The following is a 25442-nucleotide window of genomic DNA, read 5'->3' as shown; positions in this document are numbered from 1 at the left end:
GGAATACACCATGTCCGCATCCGCACCGCAAACCGCCGCCAAAGCCCCCGCCACCCAAGCCTTGGTTGAACTGGAAGGCGTGCACCTGTCCTTCGGTGACAATCAGGTCCTGAAAGGCATCGATCTTACGGTCAACAAGGGCGACGCCGTCTCCATCATCGGCCCTTCCGGCTCCGGAAAATCCACCATTCTGCGCTGCATCAACGGCCTGCTCATTCCGCAATCGGGCAAGATCACCGTCGGCGGCACCCGCGTCGATCAGCTGAAGACCGAGGCTGAGCGTATAACGTTGCGCAAGCGCATCGGCATCGTCTTTCAGCAGTTCAACCTCTTCCCGCATCTGACGGTGATGGAGAACATCACCATCGCGCCCATCAAAATCCTCGGCACGCCAAAGGCGGAGGCCGAACGTCATGCCCGCGAATTGCTGGAAAAAGTGCGTCTGTCGCAGAAGGTGGATGCCTATCCCGGCCAGCTTTCCGGCGGCCAACAGCAACGCGTGGCCATTGCCCGCGCACTTGCCATGCGGCCGGAACTGGTGCTGTTCGACGAGGTCACTTCCGCGCTCGACCCGGAAACCGTCGGTGAAGTGCTCGCCGTCATCCGCGATCTCGTCAATGACGGCATGACCAGCATTCTCGTCACCCACGAAATGCGCTTCGCCGAAGAAATCAGTGATAATATCGTCTTCACCGAAAACGGCCTGATCGTCGATCAGGGCACGCCGGAGCACATCTTCTACAAATCGACCAATCCACGTATCAATGCCTTCGTCAAAGGTCTCGGAGGACAGGTGGCACGGGTTGCTGACGGCGAAGGGATCTGACGCCATGACCGCCGACGAAAAGCTCACGCTTCACCTGGCTGAGGCCATCGCCGCTTCCGATCCGCTCCGCGACGAAGAGGCGGTAGCGATTGCCCGCACGGCGCTGATCGACTTTTTCGCCTGCGTGCTGGGTGGCGCTTCAGACAGAAGCACGAAAATCCTGATCGACAGCTTTACGTCAGGCACATCCGGCACGGCGGGCATTATCGGCCACGACCTGCGCACGGATGCCTTTACCGCCGCCCTCATCAATGGCCATGCCGGGCACGTGCTGGATTATGACGATGTCCATGGCAGCGTGCGCGGCCACCCCACCGTCGCCATCATTCCCGCTCTGCTGACTGTTGCGGTCGAGGAAGGCTCGACGGCGGATGCCTTCATCGCCGCCTATATCGTCGGGCTGGAAACCATGGCGCGGATTGGTCTGTCGCTCGGGACCAAGCATTACGAAAACGGCTTCCACGCCACCGCCACCCTCGGCCCCATCGGCGCTGCGGCGGCCATCGCCCACATTCTGAAGTTTAATCCGCAAACCACCGCCGTGGCGCTTGGCCTTGCCGCCACGCAATCGGCGGGGCTTCGTCTGCAATTCGGTTATGACGCCAAGCCGCTGCATGCCGGGCTCGCCACGCGCGCCGGCCTCACAGCCGCACGGCTCGCACGATCAGGTTTTCAGGGCGCGCCGGATTTTCTGGACAACCCGATCAGCTTTTATTCCGCCTTCGCCTTCGGTGCCGAACAGCCGAAACGGGTCCTGTCGGGCTGGGGTTCGCCCTGGCAGATCGTCTCGCCTGGCCTCACCCTCAAAGCCTTTCCCTGCTGCACCGCCAGCCACCCCGTCGCTGTCGGCGCGCTTGCACTACGCAACCTGCATGACCTGACGCCGGATGAGATTGAAACCGTCGTCATCACCTTTCCGCCGGGTGGCGATGCCGCCCTTGTCGGCTCGGCTACGCCCGTCACCGGTATCGATGCGCGCTTCAGCGCCGAATATGTCTTTGCCGCCGCACTTGCCGATGGAGCGCTTGGCATTAGCCATTTCGACGAAAGCCCGGCGCGTACCGACCTGCTTGAACTCTCGGCAAAAGTCTCGCGCCGGCATGACGAAACTGCCCGCCGTCTCTCGCCCGATCCGACCACCCGTTTCGTGGTCATCGACGTGACGAAGAAGGATGGCACGGCACTCTCGCGCCGTATCGACGGCCTGCCCGGCATCGATGACCCCACGGAAAAATTTGCCGATGCCACCGGCGGCAATGAAAAACTCGCTGGAATTCCGGCACTGGTGCGGAGCATGAAAACCGCAGCCGATCTCAAGAAGCTCGAAACGCTTCTGGCAACACAAATATAACTCGACCGACATGAAGGCATGATCCCATGACCACGACGACCCGCAAAAGACAGATGCATCTCGGCCTTTTCCTGCAGGGCGCAGGACACCACGTTTCCGGCTGGCGTCATCCGGAGGCGGAAGCCGGCAGCGAGAATTTCGACCTTTTGACCCGCGTCACGAAAATGGCCGAAGCTGCGAAGTTCGACATGGTGTTTCTCGCCGACGGCCTGACCAGCGGCGTCGACGCCCATCCCTCGATGATCGCCCGTTTCGAGCCGCTGACCCTGCTTGCGGCACTTGCCATGGTGACCGACAAGATCGGTCTGGCCGCCACCGCCTCCACAACTTACGGTGAACCTTACCACACCGCCCGTGCCTTCGCCTCCATCGATCATCTGAGCCATGGCCGCGCGGCATGGAACATCGTCACCACATCTTACGCCCGCACGGCGGCAAACTTCTCCAAGAGCCATCCCGAGCATGACGAGCGTTATGCCGTGGCGGAAGAATATGTGAACGTGGTGCGCGGCCTTTGGGACAGCTGGGACGACGACGCCTTCGTCAAGGACAAGCAGGCGGGCCGTTACGTCGATCCTGAGAAGGTCCATATTCTCGATCACGAAGGCAAATATTTCACGGTCAAGGGGCCGCTCAATATTCCGCGCTCGCCGCAGGGTCACCCGATTCTCATTCAGGCCGGCTCCTCCGGGCCAGGTCAGGATCTAGCCGCCCGCACCGCCGATATCGTCTTCACCGCCCAGCAGGCGATTTCCGAAGCACAGGCCTTCTACACCAGCCTCAAGGCGCGGGTGGAAAAGTTCGGCCGCGATCCGGCTAGCGTTGCCGTGATGCCGGGTTTCATGCCGATTATCGGCAAGAGCTTCGAAGAGGCCGGCGAAAAGCTGAAGGAACTGAACCGCTGGACCGATATCAAGAGCGCAATGCCGCTGCTTGAGGAGCGCATCGGCCACAGCCTTGCCGAATACGATCTCGACGGCCCGCTGCCGGATCTGCCGATCTCCGACCAGTTGCGCAGTCGCGCCGAACTTCTGACCGAACTGGCGCGTCGTGAAAAGCTGACGATCCGTGAACTGGCGCTGCGTGTTGCAGCAGGGCGCGGCCATCATATCGTCATGGGCACGGCGAAAGACGTGGCCGACCGCATGCAACAATGGTTCGAAAATGGCGCAGCCGACGGCTTCAACGTCATGCCGCCCTTCTTCCCCGGCGGGCTGGAAGAATTCACCCGCGAGGTTGTGCCGCTATTGCAGGAACGCGGTCTGTTCCGCCTGGACTACGAGGGTTCGACGCTGCGCGACCATCTCGGCATCGAGCGACCTGCATTGCGGGGGTAATGGCATGCGGATGCTGACCGGCCGCATCCGCGTCGCCAAAGCTCGAGAAGTAACGGAAGCAGGCGGCAAGCCCGCCCCTTCAGGCGGCGGCGCGGTCTGCTTGCCGACCCTGCCGAGCGGCATTCGAGAAATCTGACCGGACAGACGATCCGTCTTCGCGCTGAACCGTGCGGCGGTTCAGTTTGAACAGGCTGACCAGTTGCGCGAGCACATCGGCTCCCTGCGCCAGCGTGGTGCTGATTGCCGTGGTGCGGGCGCTCATGGCGGCATTCTCCTGCGTCATCCGGTCCAGCTGGCCAACCGCCTTGTTGATTTCGCTGATGCCGATGGCCTGCTCGTCGGCGGCCTTGGCAATCATGTCGACATTGCCGTCGATGTGCCTGACCAATCCGTCGATCTGCTTCAGTGCCTCGCCGGTCTCACCCACCAGCCTGACGCCTTCGAGAACTTCCGCGCCGGACTTGTTGATGAGCGTCTTGATTTCCTTTGCGGCTTTGGCGGAACGCTGCGCAAGCTCGCGCACTTCCTGCGCCACCACGGCAAAACCCTTACCCGCCTCGCCCGCGCGCGCTGCTTCCACGCCGGCATTCAGCGCCAGAAGGTTGGTCTGGAAGGCGATCTCGTCGATAACGCCGATGATCTGGCTGATTTCCCGCGATGCCGTCTCGATGCGCTGCATGGCGTTGACGGTCCGCTCGACAACCTCCGTCGAGGCCGCCGTCGATGTACGTGCGCTCTGAACGAGTTTGCGCGTCTCTTTGGTATTTTCGGTCGAAGAACGGACCGTGGAGGTGATCTCTTCAAGCGCTGCCGAGGTCTCTTCCAGCGCCACTGCCTGCTCGCGCGAGCGCTCGGCGAGATTGATGGAGGCATCGCTGACTTCCTGGCTGCTTCTGCTCAGCTCGTCCGTCTGGCCGAGAACATTCTCCAGCGTCTTCTGGAATTCCGCGATGGATTTGTTGAAATCGCGTCGCAGCGTTTCGAACTCGCCCACGAACGGCCTATCCAGCGTCAGCCGGATATTGCATTGTGAAAGCCGCTCGAGTGCCGCACCAAGTTCCTCAACCGCATGCATCCGGTCGGTGACGTCAAAAGCGAATTTTACGACCTTGAAGACACGGCCCCGGTCATCGAGGATCGGATTGTAGGACGCCTGAATGAAGACGCGTTTGCCATCCTTGCCGAGCCGCATGAATTGCCCGGAGGAGAAACTTCCTGAACGAAGGTCTTCCCAGAAGGAGCGATATTCCTGGGACCGGACATAGGTCTGATCGCAGAACATCGAATGATGTTTGCCGATAATTTCTTCCGCCGTGTAACCGAGCGCGGTCAGGAAATTCTCGTTGGCGCCGAGGATCTTTCCGTCCGGCGTAAACTCGATCGTCGCCTGCGCCCGGGAAAGCGCCACCAGCTTGCCGTCATCCTCGGCGCTCTTGCGCTTCATCGAGGTGATATCGGTTGCGATCTTGACCACCTTGTAAGGTTTGCCGAAACGAAAAACCGGATTGTAAGAGGCTTCGATCCAGATATCGTCACCGCTTTTCGCACGCCGCCGGTACTGCCCTTGATCGTATTCGCCGCGCGACAGTTTTGCCCAGAAAGCCCTGTATTCGGGCGAAGCCGCGTCTTCAGGCGACAGGAACATGCTGTGGGAGCGTCCGATGAGGTCAGATTGCTGATAACCGACCGCCTTGCAGAAATTGTCGTTCGCTTTCAGAATCTTACCAGCCAGATCGAACTCGATGATCGCCTGTGAGCGGCCAAGGGCGTCGAGGATCGCAGATGCGTCCGAACCGAGATTGAAAAAGTTAGACATGCGTTCCCCCATCAATGACCGATATGCGGACCTCCTCCTCCCTTGATATCCAGGAGATGAAATCGGAGCGGTCTGCTTTCGCGCAAAACTAGCGGGACACCGTTAAATACCGATTAATGATGATCTATAACTATCAATCCGGCTACAGATTTGTCGACAAAACCGTTGCAGGCGCACGCTTTGGCCCACCGCCCTGCCTCGAACCGGAAACGCTTATTTGCCACAGTGCCGATATTTCTGCGGTCGCGGAGCGATGTGGGCTTTCAACGGGACGGCATTCATTGTTATGGCGAGCTTGAAATATTTGTGTTGCAGGAGCGCCGATGACCAAAACCCTGAAATGCGACGTGCTGGTGATCGGCACCGGCATTGTCGGTTCCATGGCGGCGCTTTACCTGCAAAATGCCGGACGCGAAGTCGTTCTTCTGGAGCGCGGCGAGGTTGCCCGAGGCGCGAGTTCCGGCAATGCCGGCATTCTGGCCTTTCCTGAAATCATTCCCATTCCCGCCCCCGGCATCATGAAAAAGGCGCCGCGCTGGCTTTTCGATCCGCTCGGCCCGCTCAGCGTGCCGCCCGCCTATGCGCCGAAGATCGCGCCCTGGCTGTGGCGTTTCTGGCGCGCCAGCGCCGAGCGCAACTTCCGCCACGGGCTGAGGGCGCTCAGCGAAATCAACCGGCTGGCGGCCACGGAAATGGCGCATGTCGCCGCCATGCCGGAGCTTGCTCCTTTCGTTTCGAAAATCGGCACGCTCGATCTCTACGACAGCGAGGCGAGCCTTAACGCCGCCCGCAAGGACTGGGATGAAAAGGAGCAGGCAGGCTTTTCTTCCCAGCGTGTCGGCCGCAATGAGATAGACGAGTTGCAGCCGGGTCTTGCACCGCAATTCCGTCACGCCATGTTCTCACCGGACGGCCTGCAGGTCTCCGATCCCTACGATTTCACCCGCGCCATTTTCGATCTGGTGATTTCCCGTGGTGGAAGCCTGCGCAAGGGCGAGGCCGAACGCATCGACGCCGTCGGCGAAAGCACGATCGTGACGCTGGAAAACGGCGACAAGATCGATGCCGACAAGGTGGTGATCGCCTGCGGCGCGTGGTCGAAGAAACTCGCCGCGACACTTGGCAATATCGTGCCGCTGGAAACCGAGCGCGGCTACAACACCACCCTGCCCGCCGGCGCTTTCAACCTGACGCGCCAGCTTTATTTCAACGACCACGGTTTCGTCGTAACCCCGCTTTCCTCGGGCATCCGCGTCGGCGGCGCTGTCGAACTGGGCGGACTGGAACTGAAGCCGAATTTCAAACGATCGGAAGCCATGCTGAAGAAGGCGGGACGTTTCCTGCCTGGCCTCAAGGTGGAAGGCGGACAGCAGTGGATGGGGTTCCGTCCTTCGATGCCGGATTGTCTTCCCGTCATCGGCACAGCCCGCAACACAACTTCCGTCATCTATGCCTTCGGCCACGGCCATCTGGGGCTGACGCAATCGGCAGCAACCGCGCGCCTCGTGACGCAGCTGGCAAGTGGCGAAGAGACTGCGATTTCGGCCGATCCGTTCCGTCCGGGACGCTTTTCCTGAGACAGGTGGCGGGTTGGATATCAGCCAGAATGTTTCCGGTTCAGGCGGAAGCGTCAGGCTATTTCACCTGCTGCATGGAATCTTCCGGAAACTCCACCTCGGCAAAGGACGGGTAAACCTTTCGCAGGATCGTTACCTGCTGCTGGTCGCTCACGCGCAGCAAATACCAGCCCGTACCGTCGATCAGCGCCAGTGTGTGGGACTTCGCTTCAATCGTCTGGCCTCCGGTTTCCATCACCGTTTTCGTCGGAATGAGCGCATAGGGCGTTCCGTCAGACGTCTGCTCCAGGCTGATCGCCTGCGTGTCCATGGTGAATTCGGTGATCTTGACTGCCGCGAGCGCCATTTGCATCTGTGTCGTCAGAGCGCTGCGCAATTGCCCGACAGAAACACCCGCATCCTGTGCAATGAACTCGAAGATTTTCGGCGGCACCGTCCGGCCTACGGTCTCGAAATCCTGCGCATTTAATGCCGCGCTGAAACGCTCTATCTGCGTATGCAGTTTGTCCTGTTCAGACGGCGAAAGATCGCGCGACAAAGCGGGATATGACAGCGCCGCCAGCAAAAACAGACAGGATAACAGGCGTTTCATTGCATGGCCCTTCCGAACATGGCGTTTCCGGCTGACCAACATCGCCATGTTCCGCGCCGGGAAACGCTCGTGAACGGAATTCAGCGCAGAAGAATGAAGCCTGCGGCCGAGAGGACGAGGAACACGATGAGACCGCCAAGGAAACCCACCGAGGTAAAGAAACCGGCGACCATCGCCAGCATCAGCACGCACAGCAACATGGTGCCGTATTTCGTCATGGCCAGAAAAGCGTTATAGGTCTTTTCGTGCTCGGCGTAGTTCATCTCGGCGCCAACTTCGACTGGACCCGTATGGTGTTCGCTCATTTCCGCTTCCCCTTTATCTCCATCCGCCATACCCGCCGCACAAGACGATTTGCTCGCCGACGATCACGGGTCCATGACGGATTCTCCGGAGCCAGAGGTAACATGAAGTCGGAGAAAAGTGCAATGGATCATTGCCTCCACGTTGCTTGTCGCAGCCGTGGAAAAGTGAAATTTAATAGGCCGTGAAAGACCGATGCTGTAGCGCACAGGGTAAAATCCGTGCACGATAAATTGTAGCAGGCGCTGCCGGGAGGGATTGCCAGAGGAGGGGTAAGCCGTTCGGAGTTGCTTTTTGAAATGCAGTTCAATAAGCACCTGCAAACAAGAAAACATCGGACTTGCTTGGCAACAGGGCATAAGCCGTCAATAAAAAATGCTGCGGTCCGGACCTTGGTTCTGGTCCTGAGGAGGGGAAAGTGAAATTTTTATTGGGAATAAGCCGTGCCGTTGATGCGGTCACCACGGTTATAGGGCAATCTGTGTCCTGGTTGTTGCTGGCGGCGGTGCTGATCAGCGCAACCAATGCGGTCGTTCGCAAGGTATTCGACATGTCGTCGAACGCATGGCTTGAGGTGCAATGGTATTTATACGGCACTGTTTTTATGCTTGCGGCGGCGTATGCGCTTCTTAAGAACGAGCATGTGCGGATCGACGTCCTGTCCTCCACATGGTCGAAGCGCACGCGTGATATCGTCGATTTCGTCCTTCACATCATTTTCCTCGTCCCCTTTGCCGGGTTGATGACCTATCTGGCCTGGCCTTGGTTCTGGAATTCCTTCAACTCCGGTGAAGTGTCGTCCAATGCCGGCGGCCTGATCATCTGGCCTGCCAAATTTGTCGTGCTGCTGGGCTTCGCCCTGCTTCTGGTCCAGGCGTTTTCGGAAATCATCAAGCGATATGCGGTGATCGCCGGATACATGGCCGATCCGCGCGAAACGGCGCTGTCGGAGCACGAAGCAGAAACCAACGGCACGGCAGGAAACTGACATGATAGATCTGATCGCGCATAATCTGCCGCTGGTAATGTTCAGCAGCGTGATGCTGATGCTGTTGCTCGGTTATCCCGTTGCCTTCACGCTTGCCGCCGGCGGCCTCATCTATTTCGTGGTGGGCGTGGAACTGTCCTGGATTTCTCCAGAAATCCGCCTGTTCTGGCCCTTGCTGCAATCCCATCCGGAACGCATTTACGGGATCATGTACAACGACACGCTGCTGTCGATCCCGTTCTTCACCTTCATGGGCATCATTCTCGAGCGTTCCCGCATGGCGGAGGACCTTCTCGATACGATCGGCCAGCTTTTCGGCCCGATCCGCGGCGGCCTCGCCTATGCCGTCATTCTCGTCGGCGCGCTGCTGGGCGCCACGACCGGCGTGGTGGCGGCCTCCGTCATGGCGATGGGCCTCATCTCACTGCCGATCATGATGCGTTACGGTTATAACCGCCCACTCGTCGCCGGCACCATCGCCGCTTCGGGCACGCTCGCGCAGATCGTGCCGCCGTCCCTGGTTCTGATCGTCATGGCCGACCAGCTCGGCCGCTCCGTCGGAGACATGTATGTCGGCGCGCTTTATCCGGCGCTTCTGATCATTGCCACCTACTGCGCTTATATCTTTGCGATTTCAATTTTCAAACCGGACATGGTGCCTGCTCTTCCAAAGGAAGCACGCACGCTCGGTAACGGCGTTACATCGCTTCTCGTGATGATCGCGCTTTCGGTGGCGCTTTATTTCCTCGGGATGCATGTGCTCTTCGCCGGCGTTGCAAGCCCGGAATGGCGGCTCGTTGCCGCGCTGGCCTTTGCCGTCCTGGCGGTTTATCTCGTTGCCCTGTTTAACAGCGCGGTGAGCAAGAAGGTCATCTCGCGTCTGGCTGAACAGGTAATCGTCGTTCTGGTGCCGCCGCTGGCACTGATCTTCCTTGTTCTCGGAACCATCTTCCTCGGCATCGCCACACCGACCGAAGGCGGTGCGATGGGCGCCACCGGCGCACTCATCCTCGCACTCGCCAAAGGCAGACTTTCGGTTGCGACGGTAAAGAATGCGCTGGATGCGACCACCAAACTCTCCGCCTTCGTCATGATGATCCTCATCGGCGCCCGCGTTTTCGGTCTCACCTTCTACGGCATCAACGGTAACGTCTGGATCGAGGAATTGCTGCTTGCCCTGCCTGGCGGGGAATACGGCTTCCTGATCGTCGTCACGATCATCATTTTCATTCTCGGCTGCTTTCTCGATTTCTTCGAGATCGCCTTCATCATGGTGCCGTTGCTCGCTCCCGTGGCCGACAAGCTCGGCATAGACCTGGTCTGGTTTGGCATCATTCTCGGCATCAACCTGCAAACCTCGTTCCTGACGCCGCCCTTCGGTTTTTCACTGTTCTTCCTGCGCTCCATCGCCCCGAATTCCACCTGGGTGGACAAGGTCACCGGCAAAAGGATGCCGGGCGTGAAGACGACGGAAATCTACAAGGGTGTGTTTCCCTATATCGTCATCCAGTTCGCGATGATCCTGGTCGTCATCGCATTCCCCGGCCTGGTCATGACCTACAAAAGCGGTCACAGCACGGTCGATCCCAATACCGTCAAGATCGAGATACCGGGCGGCCCCGGAAGCGGCGGACTTTCCCTTCCCCCGCTTGGCGGCGGTACTTCACCGCAGCAACCCTCCATGGGCCTTCCACCGCTGAACCTGGGCGGGCCAGCCCCGGCACAGCCAGCCCCGCAGGCGCCGGCCCTCGGTCTGCCGCCGCTCGATCTGGGCGGCCCGCAAAACGGACAGCAGCAACCGGCACAGCCCGACCTCGGCCAGCCGCCGAAGATCGGTCCGTAAACGCCGGCCTGCCGAAACCGCCCGCGAATGCAATGTTCCCAAGGGATGACGAAGCCTGCGGCCTCGCCATCCCTCATGACACATGCAAGCCCGATCGCCGCGCGGCTGCACCCCGGAAAAATCGCACAACAAAAACCCCGGAGACCGAAATCTCCGGGGTTTTTGCCGGTCCGCCTTCACCGCATAATCAGAGCTTGCCGTTACGCTGCTGGATCATCATGAATGTATCGAACGTATACTCCGAAAGCTGCATCCAGAGATAACCCTCGCGCTTGAAGGCCACCTGATCCTCGTAGATCTTCTTGAAGTCAGGGTTGGATGCCGAAATATTGGCGTAGACTTCCAACGCGGCCTTGTAGCAGGCTTCGAGGATTTCCTGGCTGAATGGACGCAAGATGGCCCCTTCCGCAACAAGCTGCCGCACCGCTGTCGGGTTTTTGGCGTCGTATTTCGCCATCATATTGGTGTTGGCAAAGGCACAGGCATCCTGCAGCACCGTCTGATAGTGCTTCGGCAGGCTGTTCCACTTGTCCAGATTGACGAAGGAGTGGATGACCGGGCCGCCTTCCCAGAAGGCCGGGTAATAATAATATTTCGCAACCTTGTAGAAACCGAGCTTGTGATCGTCATAGGGACCGACCCATTCGGCAGCGTCGATGGTGCCTTTTTCCAGCGCCGGATAGATGTCGCCGCCGGCGATCTGCTGCGGCACGACGCCGAGCTTTTCCACCACTTTGCCGGCCAGACCGGCAATGCGCATCTTCACACCCTTGAAATCGTCGACGGTGTTGATTTCCTTGCGGAACCAGCCGCCCATCTGCGCGCCTGTGTTGCCTGATATCATGCCGTAGAGATTGTGCTTGGCGTAAAACTCGTTGAGCAGTTTGTTGCCATTGCCCTCGTAGAACCAGGAATTGGTCAACCGGGCATTAAGGCCGAAGGGTATCGCCGTACCGATGGCGAAGGTCGGATCCTTGCCGACGTAATAATAGGAGCAGGTATGGCACATTTCCACCGTGCCTGATGACACGGCATCGGCCGCCTGCAGGCCGGGGACGATTTCGCCGGCGGCGAAAGTCTGGATGGTGAAATTGCCGTCCGTGGCGGCGGCGACATGCTTGGAAATATCCTCTGCGCCGCCATAGATCGTGTCGAGCGATTTCGGAAACGACGACGTCAGACGCCAGGTGATCTTTGTATTCTGTTGTGCAATGGCAGGCGCAGCAAGAGCCGTAGCAGCTCCCGCAAGCGCACCTTTTTTCATAAAGGAACGGCGATCCATCTATATCCTCCCAGATATGAACGCTGCCTGCAGCTTGAATTTCCCCTTTGCTGTTCAGGCATCAAGGCGAAGTATGCACGGTCCCGCCTTGCTGACAAGCACCCTCGCCAAGAATAAACCGCCGAAAAACCGGCCCTTTCGAGAATTTTCCGGAAGGGCCGGTACTATTCTGTTTGCAACTGAAAAGGCTTCATCCCGCCTCATACTTTAGGCGGATACATCGTGGAGGCATCACCAAACGCATGCTTGACTTGGCCCGTCGGCAGTCGCACATATTTTCGGAGATTCGCCGCCTGGAGCCGCCATGCCAAAACCCATCATCGCCGTTCCCGCCGACATCCGGCATTTCGCCGGAGCCGACTGGCACGCCGCCCAGAACCAGTATCTTTCCGCCGCGCTGAAGGTGGCCGGTGTCATGTCTTTCATCGTTCCGGCCTTCGAGGACGGCAATGAGGTCGATGCCATCCTCGACCGGGTCGATGGCCTGCTCGTGTCCGGTTCGGCCACCAATGTGCACCCTTCCCTCTACGGAAAAGAGGCGCAGGAGAGCGACGGACCATTCGATCCGGCCCGCGACGCCACCAGCCTGCCGCTTATCCGCCGCGCGCTGGAACGCGGCATTCCAATGCTTGCCATCTGTCGCGGCATTCAGGAGCTGAACGTGGCGCTGGGCGGTACCCTTGCTTCCGAAATACAGGAACAGCCCGGCATCTGGGACCACCGCAAGCCAGAACATGACGACCGCGACGTGGCGTTCGCCATTCGCCAGCCCGTGCAGGTGCGCGAAGGCTCCTGCATTGCGCAACATCTCGGCGTGTCGGGCGAAATCCAGATCAATTCGCTGCATCGGCAGGCGATTGCTGAAACGGCGCCACGCCTGCAGGTGGAGGCGACGGCGGCGGACGGCACCATCGAGGCCGTTTCCGTGATCGACGCCAAGGGCTTTGCCGTTGGTGTGCAATGGCATCCGGAATATTGGGCCGAGACGGATGCCCCCTCGCGAGCCTTGTTCGAGGCCTTCGGCAAGGCTGTTTACGAGTACCGAAACAGCAAGGCCTGAAACCGGCCTCTTTCCTCCAACGCAAATCAAGCCTTCATCGCCAGGGCATAAAAAAAGGGGCAAGCCTGAAAGCTTGCCCCAAGTCCGGGAGGAGGAGTGTTTAGCGCTTTGCGCGTTTCTTCTGTCGGTAAACGTCGGCGACGACGGCGGCCACGATGATCAGACCTTTGACGATCTCCTGATAATAGGCATCGACCCTGAGGAATGTGAAACCTGACGTCATGACGCCGAGAATGATGGTGCCGATCACCGTTCCGGTGATGCGGCCAGCACCGCCGGCGAGCGAAGTGCCGCCGATAACGGCCGCAGCGATGGCGTCAAGTTCATACATCACACCCATGCCGGCCTGCGCCGTCTGCGCACGGGCGGCGGTAACGACGCCGGCAAGACCGGCCAGCATGCCGGCAATGGCATAGACCTTGATCAGATGCGCCTCGATATTGATACCGGAAACGCGGGCGGCCTGCTGGTTGGCGCCGATGGCATAGGTGAACTTGCCATAACGCGTGTAACGCAGCGCGACGTGGAAAATGACGGCAACGACGAGGAAAACCACGACCGGCCAGACGCCCGTGCCGATGAAGGTGAAACCATCGGTCAGGCCGGAGATCGGCTGACCCTTGGTGTACCATTTGGAAAGACCGCGCGCCGTCACCATCATGCCAAGCGTTGCGATGAAGGGCGGGATTTTCGTACGCGCGATAAGTTGCCCGTTGATAAAACCGGCCAAAGCGCCGGCCAGAATGCCGACAGCCAGCGGCATGAAGAAAGGCAGATCGGTAAGACCCGGATAAAGCGCGCGCGGCCATGTGGAGGATTGCCCCACGCTGGCGGATAACATCGCCGTCAGGCCGACCACCGAACCGGAAGACAGATCGATACCACCGGTGATGATGACCTGCGTGACGCCGACGGCGATGATGCCGATGACCGACACCTGCAGGATCATGATCGTCAGGCGCTGCTGGTTCATCAGAAAGCTCTGGCCGATGAAAATCCAGCCGAGTATTTCATAAACCAGCGCGATGCCGATCAGCACGAAAAATATATTTGCTTCCGGCGGTATGCGCCGATGCGGCTTGCGTCCGGATTTTGCATCCAACTCTGCGTTGGCGGCGGCGTTCGTAGTCATAGTCATTCCTCCTCGAGAAATCCCGGCACGCCTCACCGCGATGCGAGATCCATCACCTTCACCTGTGTGGCTTCACTTCTGTCAAGGAAACCCGTCACGCGACCTTCATGCATGACCATGATACGGTCGCTCATGCCCAGAACCTCCGGCATTTCGGAGGAAATCATGATGACGGCGACACCGTTGCGCGCCATCTCGCAGACCAGCTTGTGAATTTCCGCCTTGGCCCCGACATCGATGCCACGCGTCGGCTCGTCCAGAATGAGAATACGCGGCTTGGTCAGCATCCAGCGGCCGATCAGCACTTTCTGCTGGTTGCCGCCTGACAGATTTTCGATACGCTCATAAAGATTGGGCGTCTTGACCCTCAGCTTGCGGCACATGTCGTCGCAGGCTTCGGAGAGCGCTTTTTCCTGCACGAAGCCGTTGGCGACATATTTGTCCTGCAGGACGGCGATCTGCATGTTCTCCAGAATATTGAGGATCAGCAGGCACCCGGTATCCTTACGGTCCTCCGTCAGGAACGCCATACGGTGGCGGATCGCCTCCGTGGGGCTCGTGATCGAGACTGGTTTACCGTTGATTTCAACAGTGCCCGAAGATGCCGGCGTGACACCGAACACTGTTTCCGCAACATTCGAGCGGCCCGAGCCGACCAGGCCCGCGACGCCTAGAATTTCCCCGGCGCGAACATCGAACGAAACATCGTGGAACACACCCTTGAGCGTCAGGTTTTTAACCGACAGCACCACGTCGCCGATCGGAACCTCTTCCTTCGGGAACATCTGGGTGATTTCGCGGCCCACCATCATGTGGATGATGTCGTCACGCGTCACATCGGTGGAAGCGTGGGTGCCGATATATTTGCCGTCGCGGAAGACGGAAAATTCATCGGCGATCTCGAACAGCTCGTTCATCTTGTGGGTGATGTAGACGATGCCGATACCGCGTTCCCTGAGGTCGCGGATGATGCGGAAAAGATGCTCGACCTCGCGTTCCGTCAGCGCCGAGGTCGGTTCGTCCATGATGAGAACGTCGGAATCGTAGGAAACCGCCTTGGCGATCTCGACCATCTGCCGGCTCGCAACCGACAGCTCGCCGACGCGCATTTCCGGGTCGAGATCGATGCCGAGCCTTTCGAGCAGCGTCTGGGTGCGCCGATACATTTCGCCATGGTCGATAAAGCCCAGCCGGTTTTTCGGTTCGCGGCGTATCCAGATGTTTTCCGCCACCGTCATATAAGCCATCAGATTGAGTTCCTGATGGATCATCGCGATGCCGTTTTCGAGCGCGTCGAGCGGTGAATCGAGACGTATCGCGGCGCCCTTCAGGCGAATTTCGCCGACATCAGGCTGATAAATACCCGCAAGAATCTTCATCAGCGTCGATTTGCCGGCGCCATTCTCGCCCATCAGCGCGTGCACGGTGCCGCGCTTGAGATGGAACGAAACATCATCGAGCGCGACGACGCCGGGAAACTCCTTGCGTATGCCGTCCGCCGCGAGAAGATATTCTGCATTCGGCACTGCGCCACTGGCGCGCACGGCGGCCATTGTCGATGGACTGACGACCATCTCATCCTCCACGATAGACAAAAACGACCGGAGAACGGCTCTGCCAAACGGCGTGGCTCTCCGGGGAGGTTTACAGCGCCATGTCGATCACGACACTAAAAAGGCGCTGTAACAATTTGAATTCACTGAAATTCTATCATCCTGCTTCGGCCCGGAGCCTGGCGTTCCGGTTACCGTCCATATCCGGCATTTGCTTCCGGGATTGGTTCAAGCGGTCGCAAATGCCGGTAGTGGATCGTCAGTTCTTGGCCACGTAGTCCTTGACGTTTTCCGGCGTAACGAGTTGGAAGGGAATGTAGACCTTCTTCTCAACCTTGTCGCCCTTGACGAGCTTCAGCGCGGCATCGAGAGCACCCTTGCCCTGGCCAGCCGCATCCTGGAACACCGTCACGTCGAGATCGCCCGCCTGCATGGCAGCAAGGGCGTCCTGCGTGGCGTCCACACCGGCAACCACATAGTCCTTCATGTCCTTGCCAGCGGCCTTCAGCGCCTGAACGGCACCGATCGCCATTTCATCGTTGTTGGCGATGACGGCGTTGAACTCGATACCGCTGGACAGCCAGTTGGTGACGAGGTCGGAACCCTGGGTGCGCTGCCAATTGGCGGTCTGTTCTTCCACCACGGAAATGCCCTTGCATTCATCGGTCTTCAGAACATCGTGAACGGCCTGCGTGCGCATGCGTGCGCCCTGATTGGACAGTTCGCCCATCATGATCACGGCCTTGCCCTTGCCACCGAGAAGTCGGCAGACTTCCTTGGTTTCGAGCGTGCCTGCCACCGTTTCTTCCGATGCAACAAATGCCTGGCCGTCCGGCAGGTTATCCACGTTCACCGGCTGGCGGTTGACGTAAACCAGCGGAATCTTGGCTTCAGTGGCAAGTTTCGACATGGCCGCCGTCGCATCCGTATCAACCGGATTGACGATGATCGCGTCGACCTTGGAGGCGATGAAGTTCTGGATCTGGCTCTGCTGCTTGGCAACGTCGTTCTGCGCGTCCTCAACTTGCAGTGTGACGCCTTTCAGCCCCTTGGAATAATCCTGCATGCCATTGCGCAGCACGGTCAGGAAGTTGTCGTCGAACAGGGCCATCGAAACACCGACGGTCTCGGCATGTGCCGCCGTGCCCAAAAGCACAGACATGGCCGCACTGATAATAAGCTTTTTCATTATTTTCTCCTCCTCGGTGTCCAGCGCCACCTCTCCCAGCCGGAAACGGACCCGAAAGTCCGTCGCTAACTCCTCACATCCAGAAAACGGAATAATGAAACCGAATTTCTGCTGTTCGATATATTTATTCCATTTTTAGCTCGAACGTCAATGCTTTCTTCGTGGCCGCGGGACGAGGCGGCAAACAAAGCGGTGATGATCAGGGAATTATGGCTCATGCTCTTGCTGAGCACTTCCACGGAAGTCGCTGGGCAGCCTGTGATAAAGCTTCTCGGACAGACAGGGAGAGTGGGCCGGGCGCGAAAAACCCGCCGCGCCTTATCGGTGAAAACCGGGCATCACATCTGTTGGAACGGGGCAGACATAGTCGCTGCCTTCGGTTTTCTCCGGCATTCTTTTTGGACTCTGGCAAGCAGTTCGGGCGAGGTCGTCAGCGAAAGAACTGTCAATGCGAGCGTTTTGGCGGCATACGCCATGGTCTTGTGGTCGCCGGGCTTCTGCCCTGCGCCACCACCTGTCAGATGTGCGGATTGGTTCCGATCACCCGTTACAATTCCACCTCATAGACCCTGTCGTGGGTGGCAACACGGGCCTCGCCTGAAGGCGTCACCCAGCCCCGGAACATGCCGGGCGTATTATAGGGCGCAGCAATCCCGCCTTCGGCGTCGATCGCGACAAGACCGGCACCGATATTGTAGGGCGCCAGATCCTTATGGACGAGATTGCCGGCAGCGGTCTCCAGATCCTGCCCGAGATAGGCAACGCGGGACGCTATCTCGTGGCCGACGACATAGCGGATGAAAAACTCACCCTTGCCGGTGCCGGAAACCGCGCAGGCGCCGTCGCGTGCGTAGGTCCCTGCCCCGATCACCGGGCTGTCACCCACCCTCCCATCCGGCTTATTGGTGTAACCGCCGGTAGAGGTCGCTGCCGCAAGATGTCCCGCCGCATCGAGCGCCACCGCGCCGACGGTTCCGTGTTTTTCATTTTCAGTCGCTTCGGTTCCTGTCGCGGCATGGACCTTCATGGCCGCCAGCGCCTCGACCCGCTTTTGCGTGGTGAAATAGGACTGAGGCTCCGTGGCAAGCTTCTTCTCCTGCGCAAACCGGTCTGCCGCTTCGCCGGTGAGATAGACCGCGCGTTCATCCACCATGAGCGCGCGGGCCGCCTTCACCGGGTTTCGAATGGCACGGGACGCGCTGATCGCGCCCGCCGCCAGGGTCTTGCCGTCCATGATCGACGCGTCGAGTTCGTGAATGCCATTCTCGTTGAGCGCCGCCCCATGGCCTGCGTTGAAATGCGGGCTGTCCTCCATGACGACGACCGCCGCTTCAACCGCTTCCAGCGCTGTTCCGCCAGCCTTGAGCACACCATAACCGGCGCGCAGAGCCGCCGCCAGATCGTGGCGCGCCGCTTCCCACTCATCCGGCGTCATGCTGTCTTCCGGCATCACGCCGCAACCACCGTGAATGGCCAATGCGATCTTCGTCATGTCCTCACTCCACTGTCGCCCCGCCGCCGGCCGGGCCTCTTATCGTCAATGAAAGGCGATGTCGCCGATGACCCGTACCCGTACCCGCCGAGCGCCGCCCGGCAGATAGGCGATGGGAATATCCTCCACCTCAAGGGTCTTGAGGCTCGCGCGCTCTGCTCCCGAAGCGACCGCCGCGTTCTGCGCTTCGGTCTCGGCTTTCGCAAGGGCCTCGTCGCGGCTCAATCCGGAAAAGACCTGATCCACTTCGCCCGAAACCTGCGCCATCGCCGCACCGAGCGCATTGGCAACGCCTGCATTTTCCACCCGCAGTACCTCGGATGCGCCCGGAACCCGCTCCGGTATCAGGAATGCCCCGCCGCCGACCGCAACCAGCGGCACGTCTTCGGCAGACGTCTTCATCTGGTCGAAACTGTCAGCCACCATGTCGCGGATACGGCCGAGCGTCGCCTGTACGAATGCCAGATCGAGGTCCTTCACACGTTCCCTGTCGCCCATCTCGATCAAGCCTGCGGCCACCGCAATATCCGATGTCGTCAGTGTCTCGCCGCCGAAAACGCGGGCTTCGGTCAGGATGCGATACCCCACCGAGCGCGGGCCTATCTTACCTGTCTGCGGGTCGACAATGGTGCCGCCACCAAGTGCGATCGGCAGAAGATCGGGCATGCGGAACAGGGTACGTACTCCGCCAATATGGACGATATTGTTTGCCTCACGCGGAAAACCACCGACAAGGCAACCGATATCGGAGGTGGTGCCGCCAACATCCACCACCATGGCATCGGAAAGCCCGGTGAGGAAGGCCGCGCCGCGCATCGAGTTGGTGGGGCCGGAGGCGAAGCTGTGCACGGGATTTGCGGCAGCCACATCCGCCAGCGCCACGGTACCGTCGTTCTGGGTCAGATAGAACGGCGCCTTCACACCCGCTTCGCGCAGTGCATCCGAAAATGCCTGTACCGTGGTCTTGCCCAATGTCTGCAAGGTGGCATTCAGAAGTGCGACGTTCTCGCGCTCCAGCAGCCCGATGCGTCCGAGCGTGTGGGAAAGCGTGATGCGTGCATCGGGGATCACCGAACGGACGATCTCCGCCGCCCTCACCTCGCACTCCGTCGTCAACGGCGAGAAGGTCGCGGAAATGGCGATGGAGGTGATGCCCGCATCGCGGATTTTCATCGCCGCTTCACGGATTTCGTCCGGGATCATCGGCACCAGCGGGCTGCCATCATATTCATGGCCGCCATGAACCACGAAGATCAGCGGATCGACAGCGTCATGGAGGTCTTTCGGCCAGTCGCACATGGGCGGCAGCGAAGAACCGGTCGGCAGCGCGATGCGAATGGCCGCAACCCGCTCCAGCCGGGCGCGCTCCACCACCGCATTGGTGAAATGCGTCGTACCGATCATCACCGCCTCGATCGGGCGATCCGCCACACCGACATGGCCCGCCACGTGGCTCAGTGCCGCCTTCACGCCGGACAAGACATCCTGCGTGGTCGGAACCTTGATGGAGGCGACGATCGTGTCTCCATCGATCAGAACGGCATCCGTATTGGTGCCGCCAACGTCAATACCGATGCGTTTCATGGGAATACCGATTTGAAGTCAATGTCATAACCGAAGGCACGCGGGCCGACGGCGGCGATACCCGCGGGCGTCGTCAAGAGTTCCGGCGCCGGCAGGGCGACAACCGTGACGCGCTGGCCGTACCGCACCGATTCCGTGCCGATGGCGCTGCCCGAAACGGTGTCGAGAAGGCAAAGCAGATCCGGCGTCATGGCGACCGGCTGGCCATCGCGGAAGGCGACCGCCCATTCGTTCTGGAAGGCGAGTTCCAGGCGCGAGCCTCTGTCGGCGTCGATGCCTTCAATGGTGGTGCTGCCGCGCAGGAAGCCGCCGGTAGTCTCGCGGGCGACATCCACCACCTTGCCACGGAAGAGATGCTTGCCGCCCTCATGGTCGAGAACCGCCTGAACAGGATCGTCATGCCGCGCACGCGCCTCCATCACCGCACGCCCGAGTTCGGTCGCCTTGGTGACGGTATAGTGGATGCCCCACTCCTTCACTTCCTTGCCGGTGCGCGGCGCCTTGCAGGTCGCGGCGGTGGAGCCGACTTCGGTGCAGACCTTGCGCGAGATGCGTTCCATCCATTTCCAGGAGGCAGCACGCGTCACGATCACCTCATTGTCGCGTACATCGACCAGCGAAAGCGGAAACATCGGCAGGTTGCCGATTGCGAAGGATGTCATCTGCGCTTCGGGATAAGCGCGTCCCATCGCATCCGCATTGACGACCGGCCGGTCGAGCATGGCGGCGGCGAGGAAAGACGACAGCGCGTTCGAACCGCCGATCTCGACGCTCATGATCGCCCGGAATGGCTTGCCGAGGTAATCTTCCATGACCTCCACCGCGCGGGCAAGATGAACGGGGTCTCCCAGCCGCTCCTGGCCGACAAGCGGCGCGCCCATCTTGGACACGACGGCCACCATATCGTCGTCGGCAAGCGCCATAGGGTCCATGACCTTTACCCGCCGCCCTTCGGCATAAAGACGGCGCAGATTGAGCGTCGAGATATAGGGATTGCCTCCCCCGCCCGTTCCCAAAATCCAGGCACCGGTGGCAAGAGGTTCGATATCGTCTTCGGAAAATTCCTGGATCATGCGTCATCCTCGAGCATCCCGCAGCCGTTACGGCGCATATGGGTCGCTCTATCCCTTTGAAATCACACGTTTGACCGGCCCCGCCTGTGGCGGAGCCGGATTTTCATAACGAGGCGATCACTCCGCCTTGCAGTCCCAGTGGAAGTTGGAGAAGTTCAGGTCCCAGCTCTGCATGGGAATGAATTCGTAACCCTGAAGGCACTTGTTCGCCGCATAACGGCGGTTCGGTGCAACCGCCCAGACATCCGGCTGAAGATCGGCGATCTTGGTCTGCATTTCCTTGTAGGTGGCGTTCTGCACGCCGACATCGGTCGTGGAACGAACCTTGTCGATCAGCCCGTCGATTTCCGCATTCTGCAACCATTCCATCGACATCCAGGTGCCAGACGCCTTGGAATGATACTGGTTGTAGAACATCGAATCCGGCGAGGGATAAGTCGGCGAGATATTCACCTGCGTCGATGCGGGCGTCGTCTCGGGCTTGGAGGAAAGCTCGACGATGCGGTTCCACGGCTCCGGCTTGATATCGAGCGTGATGCCGATCTGCTCGAGGCTGGACTGCAAAAGCAGCGCCACTTCCGCCTCGAAGGCCAGCGAAGCGACATAGCTGTTGACGAGCGTGATCTTCTGGCCGGCATATTTCGACTTCGCCAGCTCTTCCTTCGCCTTTTCCAGATCGTAGATGCCGGGCTGGATATCGCCGTTATGCGCGTCCTTGAAAGCGTCGGAGAGCGGTCCCTGCATGTCGAAACCGGGATAGATCACTTCCTGGATCGTTTTGTAATCCGTCGCATAGGCAATGGCGCGGCGAACGTGAACGTCGTCGGTCGGGTAGACCTTGGTGTTCAGCTTGATGACGAAGCCGCCGGCGGTGCGGGTCTGGATAAGCTTGTAATTCTTCATGCGGCCGATGGATTCGTAGGTGTCGTTGCCAAGCCCGTGCGAGGAAAGGCCAAGCTCGCCCTTTTCCGCGAGCGCCTTGACGGTGGCGTCGTCGCTCGTCTGGACGAAGCGCACTTCGTCGATCGGTTTGCCCTTGGTCCAGCCGAGGAAATAATCCGCATTGCGGGCGATGACCATATCGGCCGAGCGGTTGTAGCTGACGAGCTTGTAGGGACCGGAACCGGCGGAATGTTCGCCCACATAGGCCTCGCCCCACTTGTCTTCGGGCTTGGCATTGGTTTCGATGAGCGTCTTGTTCAGCGCCATCATCAGCGGCGTGGCTGCCATGAACGGCGAGAACTGGCGCTCGATCTTCATGACGAGCGTCGCATCGTCAGGTGCGGTGACGTTTTCGGGCTTCAGCACGCCGACGATGAGGTTCGACGGGCCTTTGTTGATGCCGAGCAGGCGCTGCACCGACCAGACGAGATCGGCAGCCTTCACCGCCGTGCCATCCTCAAACTTCGCGTCGTCGCGAAGATGGAAGGTATAGATCAAGCCGTCTTCAGAAATATCCCAGGACTTCGCCAGATGCGGCACGATTTCGCCCTTGGCGTTCACCGTGGTCAGGCCGTCATACATGTTCACGATGGCCATGTAGCCGGTGTAGTCAGTCACCTTCGCCGGGTCGAGTGAGCTGAATATCTGCATGGTATTGACCGCGACCGAAACCTTGTCTTCCGCAAAAGCAGCGGAAGGAACAAGCGGCAACGCGATTGCCGTGCCGAGCGCAAGCACGGCAAGGCGGGAAGAAAGTCCTGGCATTTTCATTGTCGTTCTCCTCTTTATTGCGGGTCATTTGCCCGCTTATGGTTAGGCAGCCTTGCTGACCGGTACGGGCAGCGGTGAGAAAGGAATTTCCGGATAACCGAATGCCGCCGGTCCGACGACTTCGAGCGCGCGGGCGCTGCGCAGCAGATCGTGGCAGGGGATCGCGACCACGGCCACGCGCTGGCCATAACGCAGGACTTCGGTGGTGATCGGATAACCCGTATCGACATCAAGCAGGACGATGAGATCCGGCACGGTCACCTCCACCTTGCCGTCACGGCGGAACAGCAGAAATTCGTTCTGGATCGCCACGCTCGCCGTCTGGCCGGAGCAATCGTCAAAACCGGAAAGCTCGACATCGCCCACCGCGAAACCGCCCCGCAGATGGCGCTTCAGATCGGTGATCTTGCCGTTGAAGATGCGTCGTCCGCCTTCAAGCGCGCAGATCGCCGCAATCGGGTCTTCCTGCTGCTTGCGGGCGCGGATCACCGCCTCGCCGAGCGCGATCGCCTTGGTGTAGGTTTTCGGAATGCCATATTGGTGCACGTAGTGGGCCTGCATCGGCGCGGTCGCCAGCATTGCGCCGCCGCCCTGCGAAACGACGCAGGCGCGGGCCATGCGCTCGTGCCAGACCTCGGAAACGGCGTGGCTGAAGATCACGGCATTGCCGTGCAGGTCGCACATTACCGATGGTGTCGAACTATGCCCATAGATGGAGAAGGTCGTCATCTGCATCTCGGGGAAAGCCCGGCCCATGCCGTCGCAATCGAGGATCGGCAGGCCACCGAGCGCCGCCGTCACCAGCGGGTTCATGGAGTTCGAGCCGCCGATTTCCTCGCAGACGATGGCGTCTACCGGGGTGCGGATCAGTTCTTCCATGGCGCGCAGGCAACGCAGACCTTCGCGGCCTTCGCGGATGCGCTCCACGCCGACCACGGGCGCGCCGATGCCGCCGATGGACATGCAGAGCGCATCCGGCTCGATGGCGTCGGTTGCAAGGATCTTCATCTCGTAACCGGCTTTCATGGCCTCGAGTGCAAGCAGCTTGCCCAGATAGGGATTGCCGCCGCCGCCCGTGCCAAGAATGCCGGCACCGATTTCCAGCGCGTCGAGATCCTCCCGCGTCAGCGTACGCAATGCCGCCTCGTCATATTTCAGCTTGCGCGTCTCAGCCATGATTGGCTCCCATTTCTCCAACGACTTTCACATGAATGCGGGTGGCATTGCCGGGCAGATAGGCAAGCGGCATATCCTCGCGCTCGATGACTTCCAGCGTCTCGGCCAATGCGCCTGCCGCAATCGCCTTCTCGCGTGCCTCGGCCTCGGCCTCGGCAAGTGCGCTTTCACGCGTACGGCCCTCGACCAGCGAGAAGACGCGGTCCGTTTCGCCGCTGATCTGCGCGATCGCCGCGCCGACCGCATTCGCCACCGCGAAATTCTCGGGGCGGATGACGTCCAGTTCGCCTATCCGATCCGGCATGAGGATGGAGCCGCCGCCAACGGCGATCACCGGCACCGGCGAGGACGAGATGCGGCTGCGTTCCACACATGCCCCGAGCATGTCGTTGATCTTTTTCACCGCAGCATCCACCAGCCGCTTGTCGAGAGTGGAAACCAGCGCCTTCTCACCCACATCCGCCATGCCGGATGCGACGGCGATATCGGTTGCGGTCAGGGTCGTGCCGCCGAAGCAGAGCGCTTCGCGGCGGACGCGGTAACCAACCGATTTCGGACCGACGGTGAGGCCATGATCACCATTGACCACCAGCGAGCCGCCACCGAGACCGATGGAGAACACATCCGGCATGCGGAAATTGGTGCGCACGCCGCCAATATCCACCGTCGTGGAAGCCTGGCGCGGAAAGCCATGCGACAGCGAGCCGACATCGGTGGTGGTGCCACCGACATCGACCACAACGGCATCCTTGAGGCCGGTGAGGAAGGCCGCGCCGCGCATGGAGTTCGTCGGACCCGAGGCGAATGTGAGCACCGGGAAGCCGCGCACCATATCAGCCGCCATCAGCGTGCCGTCGTTCTGGGTGATGTAGAACGGGCAGGTTATGCCCGCTGCCTTCAGCGCCTCGCCGAAAGCGGCAACGGTGCGGTCGGCGAGCGACAGAAGGCTGGCATTCATGATCGCCGCGCTTTCACGGGCGAGCAGGCCGTGCCGACCGATATCCTTGGACATGACCACCGGCAGACCGGGGCAACGCTCCTGAAGGATTTCCTTCACCCGCACTTCCATCGCATCGTTGATGCCGCTGAAAACGCAGGTGACGGCGGCTGCCTTCAGGCCCTTGGCGCGGATATCGGCGGCGATGCGGACAATCTCGTCCTCATCGAGCGGTGAGAGTTCGCGGCCGTCGAATTCGTAACCGCCCCGCACCTGGTAACCGTGGTTGCCGACGATTTCCCTGAGATCATCCGGCCAGTCGACCATCGGCGGCAGACCGGCGCCGGATGGCAGGCCGAGCCGGATGGCCGCGACCTCGTCCATATGTCGCCGCTCGATCACCGCATTGGTGAAATGCGTGGTGCCGATCATCACGGCGCCAACGCGCGCCCTGTCGATGCCCGACGCCTCGATCACCTTTTCAAGGGCTTCGATGACACCGGACGTCACATCCTCGGTGGTGGAGGCCTTCACCCCCGCCAGAACGATCTTTTCCTGTAACACAACGGCATCGGTATTTGTGCCGCCGACGTCAATTCCAACGCGATACACGTCAGG

20 protein-coding genes and 1 pseudogene are annotated in these 25442 nt (G+C 60.1%); 7 read left to right on the top strand and 14 right to left on the bottom strand.

Going from position 1 to position 25442, the window contains the following annotated elements; genetic code table 11:
• The first annotated feature begins 10 nt into the window (after positions 1-10).
• Genes RS75_RS04300 through RS75_RS04290 form a run of 3 tightly spaced genes read left to right on the top strand, consistent with a single transcriptional unit; the run spans position 11 to position 3514 of the window.
• Positions 11-826, top strand: a complete 816-nt coding sequence (locus tag RS75_RS04300; RefSeq protein ID WP_045017690.1) for an amino acid ABC transporter ATP-binding protein — start codon at positions 11-13, stop codon at positions 824-826.
• Positions 827-830: 4 nt separating this feature from the next.
• Positions 831-2177, top strand: coding sequence for an MmgE/PrpD family protein (locus RS75_RS04295; RefSeq protein ID WP_045017878.1), 1347 nt, complete (start codon positions 831-833; stop codon positions 2175-2177).
• A 26-nt stretch (positions 2178-2203) separates the two neighbouring features.
• Positions 2204-3514 (top strand): LLM class flavin-dependent oxidoreductase, encoded by a 1311-nt coding sequence (locus RS75_RS04290; RefSeq protein ID WP_045017689.1) that lies wholly within the window; start codon positions 2204-2206, stop codon positions 3512-3514.
• 79 nt (positions 3515-3593) lie between these two features.
• On the opposite strand, the gene RS75_RS04285 is transcribed toward RS75_RS04290, so the two are convergent.
• Positions 3594-5330, bottom strand: coding sequence for a methyl-accepting chemotaxis protein (locus RS75_RS04285; RefSeq protein WP_045017687.1), 1737 nt, complete (start codon positions 5328-5330; stop codon positions 3594-3596).
• A gap of 323 nt (positions 5331-5653) precedes the next feature.
• Here RS75_RS04285 and RS75_RS04280 point away from each other — a divergent pair, with 323 nt between their 5' ends.
• On the top strand, positions 5654-6907 hold the full coding sequence (locus RS75_RS04280) for an NAD(P)/FAD-dependent oxidoreductase (RefSeq protein WP_045017685.1): 1254 nt from the start codon (positions 5654-5656) through the stop codon (positions 6905-6907).
• Positions 6908-6965: 58 nt separating this feature from the next.
• Here the strand turns inward: RS75_RS04280 and RS75_RS04275 are convergent, their stop codons facing one another.
• Positions 6966-7499: a hypothetical protein gene (locus tag RS75_RS04275; protein ID WP_162484788.1), complete on the bottom strand. Its 534-nt coding sequence runs from the start codon at positions 7497-7499 to the stop codon at positions 6966-6968.
• An 80-nt stretch (positions 7500-7579) separates the two neighbouring features.
• On the bottom strand, positions 7580-7804 hold the full coding sequence (locus RS75_RS04270) for an aa3-type cytochrome c oxidase subunit IV (protein ID WP_045017681.1): 225 nt from the start codon (positions 7802-7804) through the stop codon (positions 7580-7582).
• Positions 7805-8220: 416 nt separating this feature from the next.
• On the opposite strand from RS75_RS04270, the gene RS75_RS04265 reads away from it, so the two are divergent.
• Complete coding sequence (locus RS75_RS04265; RefSeq protein ID WP_234704224.1) at positions 8221-8790, top strand: TRAP transporter small permease subunit; 570 nt, start codon at positions 8221-8223, stop codon at positions 8788-8790.
• 1 nt (position 8791) lies between these two features.
• Positions 8792-10633 (top strand): TRAP transporter large permease, encoded by a 1842-nt coding sequence (locus tag RS75_RS04260; protein WP_045017675.1) that lies wholly within the window; start codon positions 8792-8794, stop codon positions 10631-10633.
• Positions 10634-10820: 187 nt separating this feature from the next.
• On the opposite strand, the gene RS75_RS04255 is transcribed toward RS75_RS04260, so the two are convergent.
• Positions 10821-11915 (bottom strand): TRAP transporter substrate-binding protein, encoded by a 1095-nt coding sequence (locus tag RS75_RS04255; protein WP_045017674.1) that lies wholly within the window; start codon positions 11913-11915, stop codon positions 10821-10823.
• Between the two features lie 304 nt (positions 11916-12219).
• Here RS75_RS04255 and RS75_RS04250 point away from each other — a divergent pair, with 304 nt between their 5' ends.
• Positions 12220-12975 carry a gamma-glutamyl-gamma-aminobutyrate hydrolase family protein gene (locus RS75_RS04250; RefSeq protein ID WP_045017672.1) on the top strand — a complete coding sequence of 252 codons (756 nt, stop codon included), beginning with the start codon at positions 12220-12222 and terminating at the stop codon, positions 12973-12975.
• Between the two features lie 100 nt (positions 12976-13075).
• Here RS75_RS04250 and RS75_RS04245 read toward each other — a convergent pair whose 3' ends face one another.
• From RS75_RS04245 to RS75_RS04205, 10 genes and pseudogenes are all read right to left on the bottom strand, one after another.
• A complete protein-coding gene (locus tag RS75_RS04245) occupies positions 13076-14107 on the bottom strand; it encodes an ABC transporter permease (protein WP_045017670.1) in 1032 nt (343 codons plus the stop codon).
• Positions 14108-14139: 32 nt separating this feature from the next.
• On the bottom strand, positions 14140-15681 hold the full coding sequence (locus RS75_RS04240) for a sugar ABC transporter ATP-binding protein (protein ID WP_045017668.1): 1542 nt from the start codon (positions 15679-15681) through the stop codon (positions 14140-14142).
• A gap of 238 nt (positions 15682-15919) precedes the next feature.
• Positions 15920-16849, bottom strand: a complete 930-nt coding sequence (locus RS75_RS04235; protein ID WP_045017666.1) for a sugar ABC transporter substrate-binding protein — start codon at positions 16847-16849, stop codon at positions 15920-15922.
• Positions 16850-17167: 318 nt separating this feature from the next.
• Positions 17168-17390 (bottom strand): annotated as a pseudogene (locus RS75_RS27040) (amidohydrolase); the annotation flags it as partial.
• Between the two features lie 6 nt (positions 17391-17396).
• Positions 17397-18341 carry an isoaspartyl peptidase/L-asparaginase family protein gene (locus RS75_RS04230; protein WP_045017664.1) on the bottom strand — a complete coding sequence of 315 codons (945 nt, stop codon included), beginning with the start codon at positions 18339-18341 and terminating at the stop codon, positions 17397-17399.
• A 45-nt stretch (positions 18342-18386) separates the two neighbouring features.
• Positions 18387-19925, bottom strand: coding sequence for a hydantoinase/oxoprolinase N-terminal domain-containing protein (locus tag RS75_RS04225; RefSeq protein WP_045017662.1), 1539 nt, complete (start codon positions 19923-19925; stop codon positions 18387-18389).
• Entirely contained in the window at positions 19922-20998 is a 1077-nt protein-coding gene (locus RS75_RS04220; RefSeq protein ID WP_045017659.1) for a DUF917 domain-containing protein, read from the bottom strand. The genes RS75_RS04225 and RS75_RS04220 overlap by 4 nt, the downstream gene beginning before the upstream one ends.
• A 117-nt stretch (positions 20999-21115) precedes the next feature.
• The gene (locus RS75_RS04215) at positions 21116-22711 is read right to left on the bottom strand and encodes an ABC transporter substrate-binding protein (RefSeq protein WP_045017657.1); all 1596 of its coding nucleotides are present in this window, start codon (positions 22709-22711) and stop codon (positions 21116-21118) included.
• A gap of 42 nt (positions 22712-22753) precedes the next feature.
• Positions 22754-23887 (bottom strand): DUF917 domain-containing protein, encoded by a 1134-nt coding sequence (locus tag RS75_RS04210; protein WP_045017655.1) that lies wholly within the window; start codon positions 23885-23887, stop codon positions 22754-22756.
• A complete protein-coding gene (locus tag RS75_RS04205) occupies positions 23880-25436 on the bottom strand; it encodes a hydantoinase/oxoprolinase N-terminal domain-containing protein (protein ID WP_045017877.1) in 1557 nt (518 codons plus the stop codon). The genes RS75_RS04210 and RS75_RS04205 overlap by 8 nt, the downstream gene beginning before the upstream one ends.
• Between the last annotated feature and the right edge of the window lie 6 nt (positions 25437-25442).

Origin of the sequence: Rhizobium nepotum 39/7 (genome assembly GCF_000949865.1) — a bacterium.
Lineage (GTDB): Bacteria > Pseudomonadota > Alphaproteobacteria > Rhizobiales > Rhizobiaceae > Agrobacterium > Agrobacterium nepotum.
The sequence above is the reverse complement of the archived record's forward strand: the minus strand, read 5'-3'. Positions and strand labels throughout refer to the sequence as shown.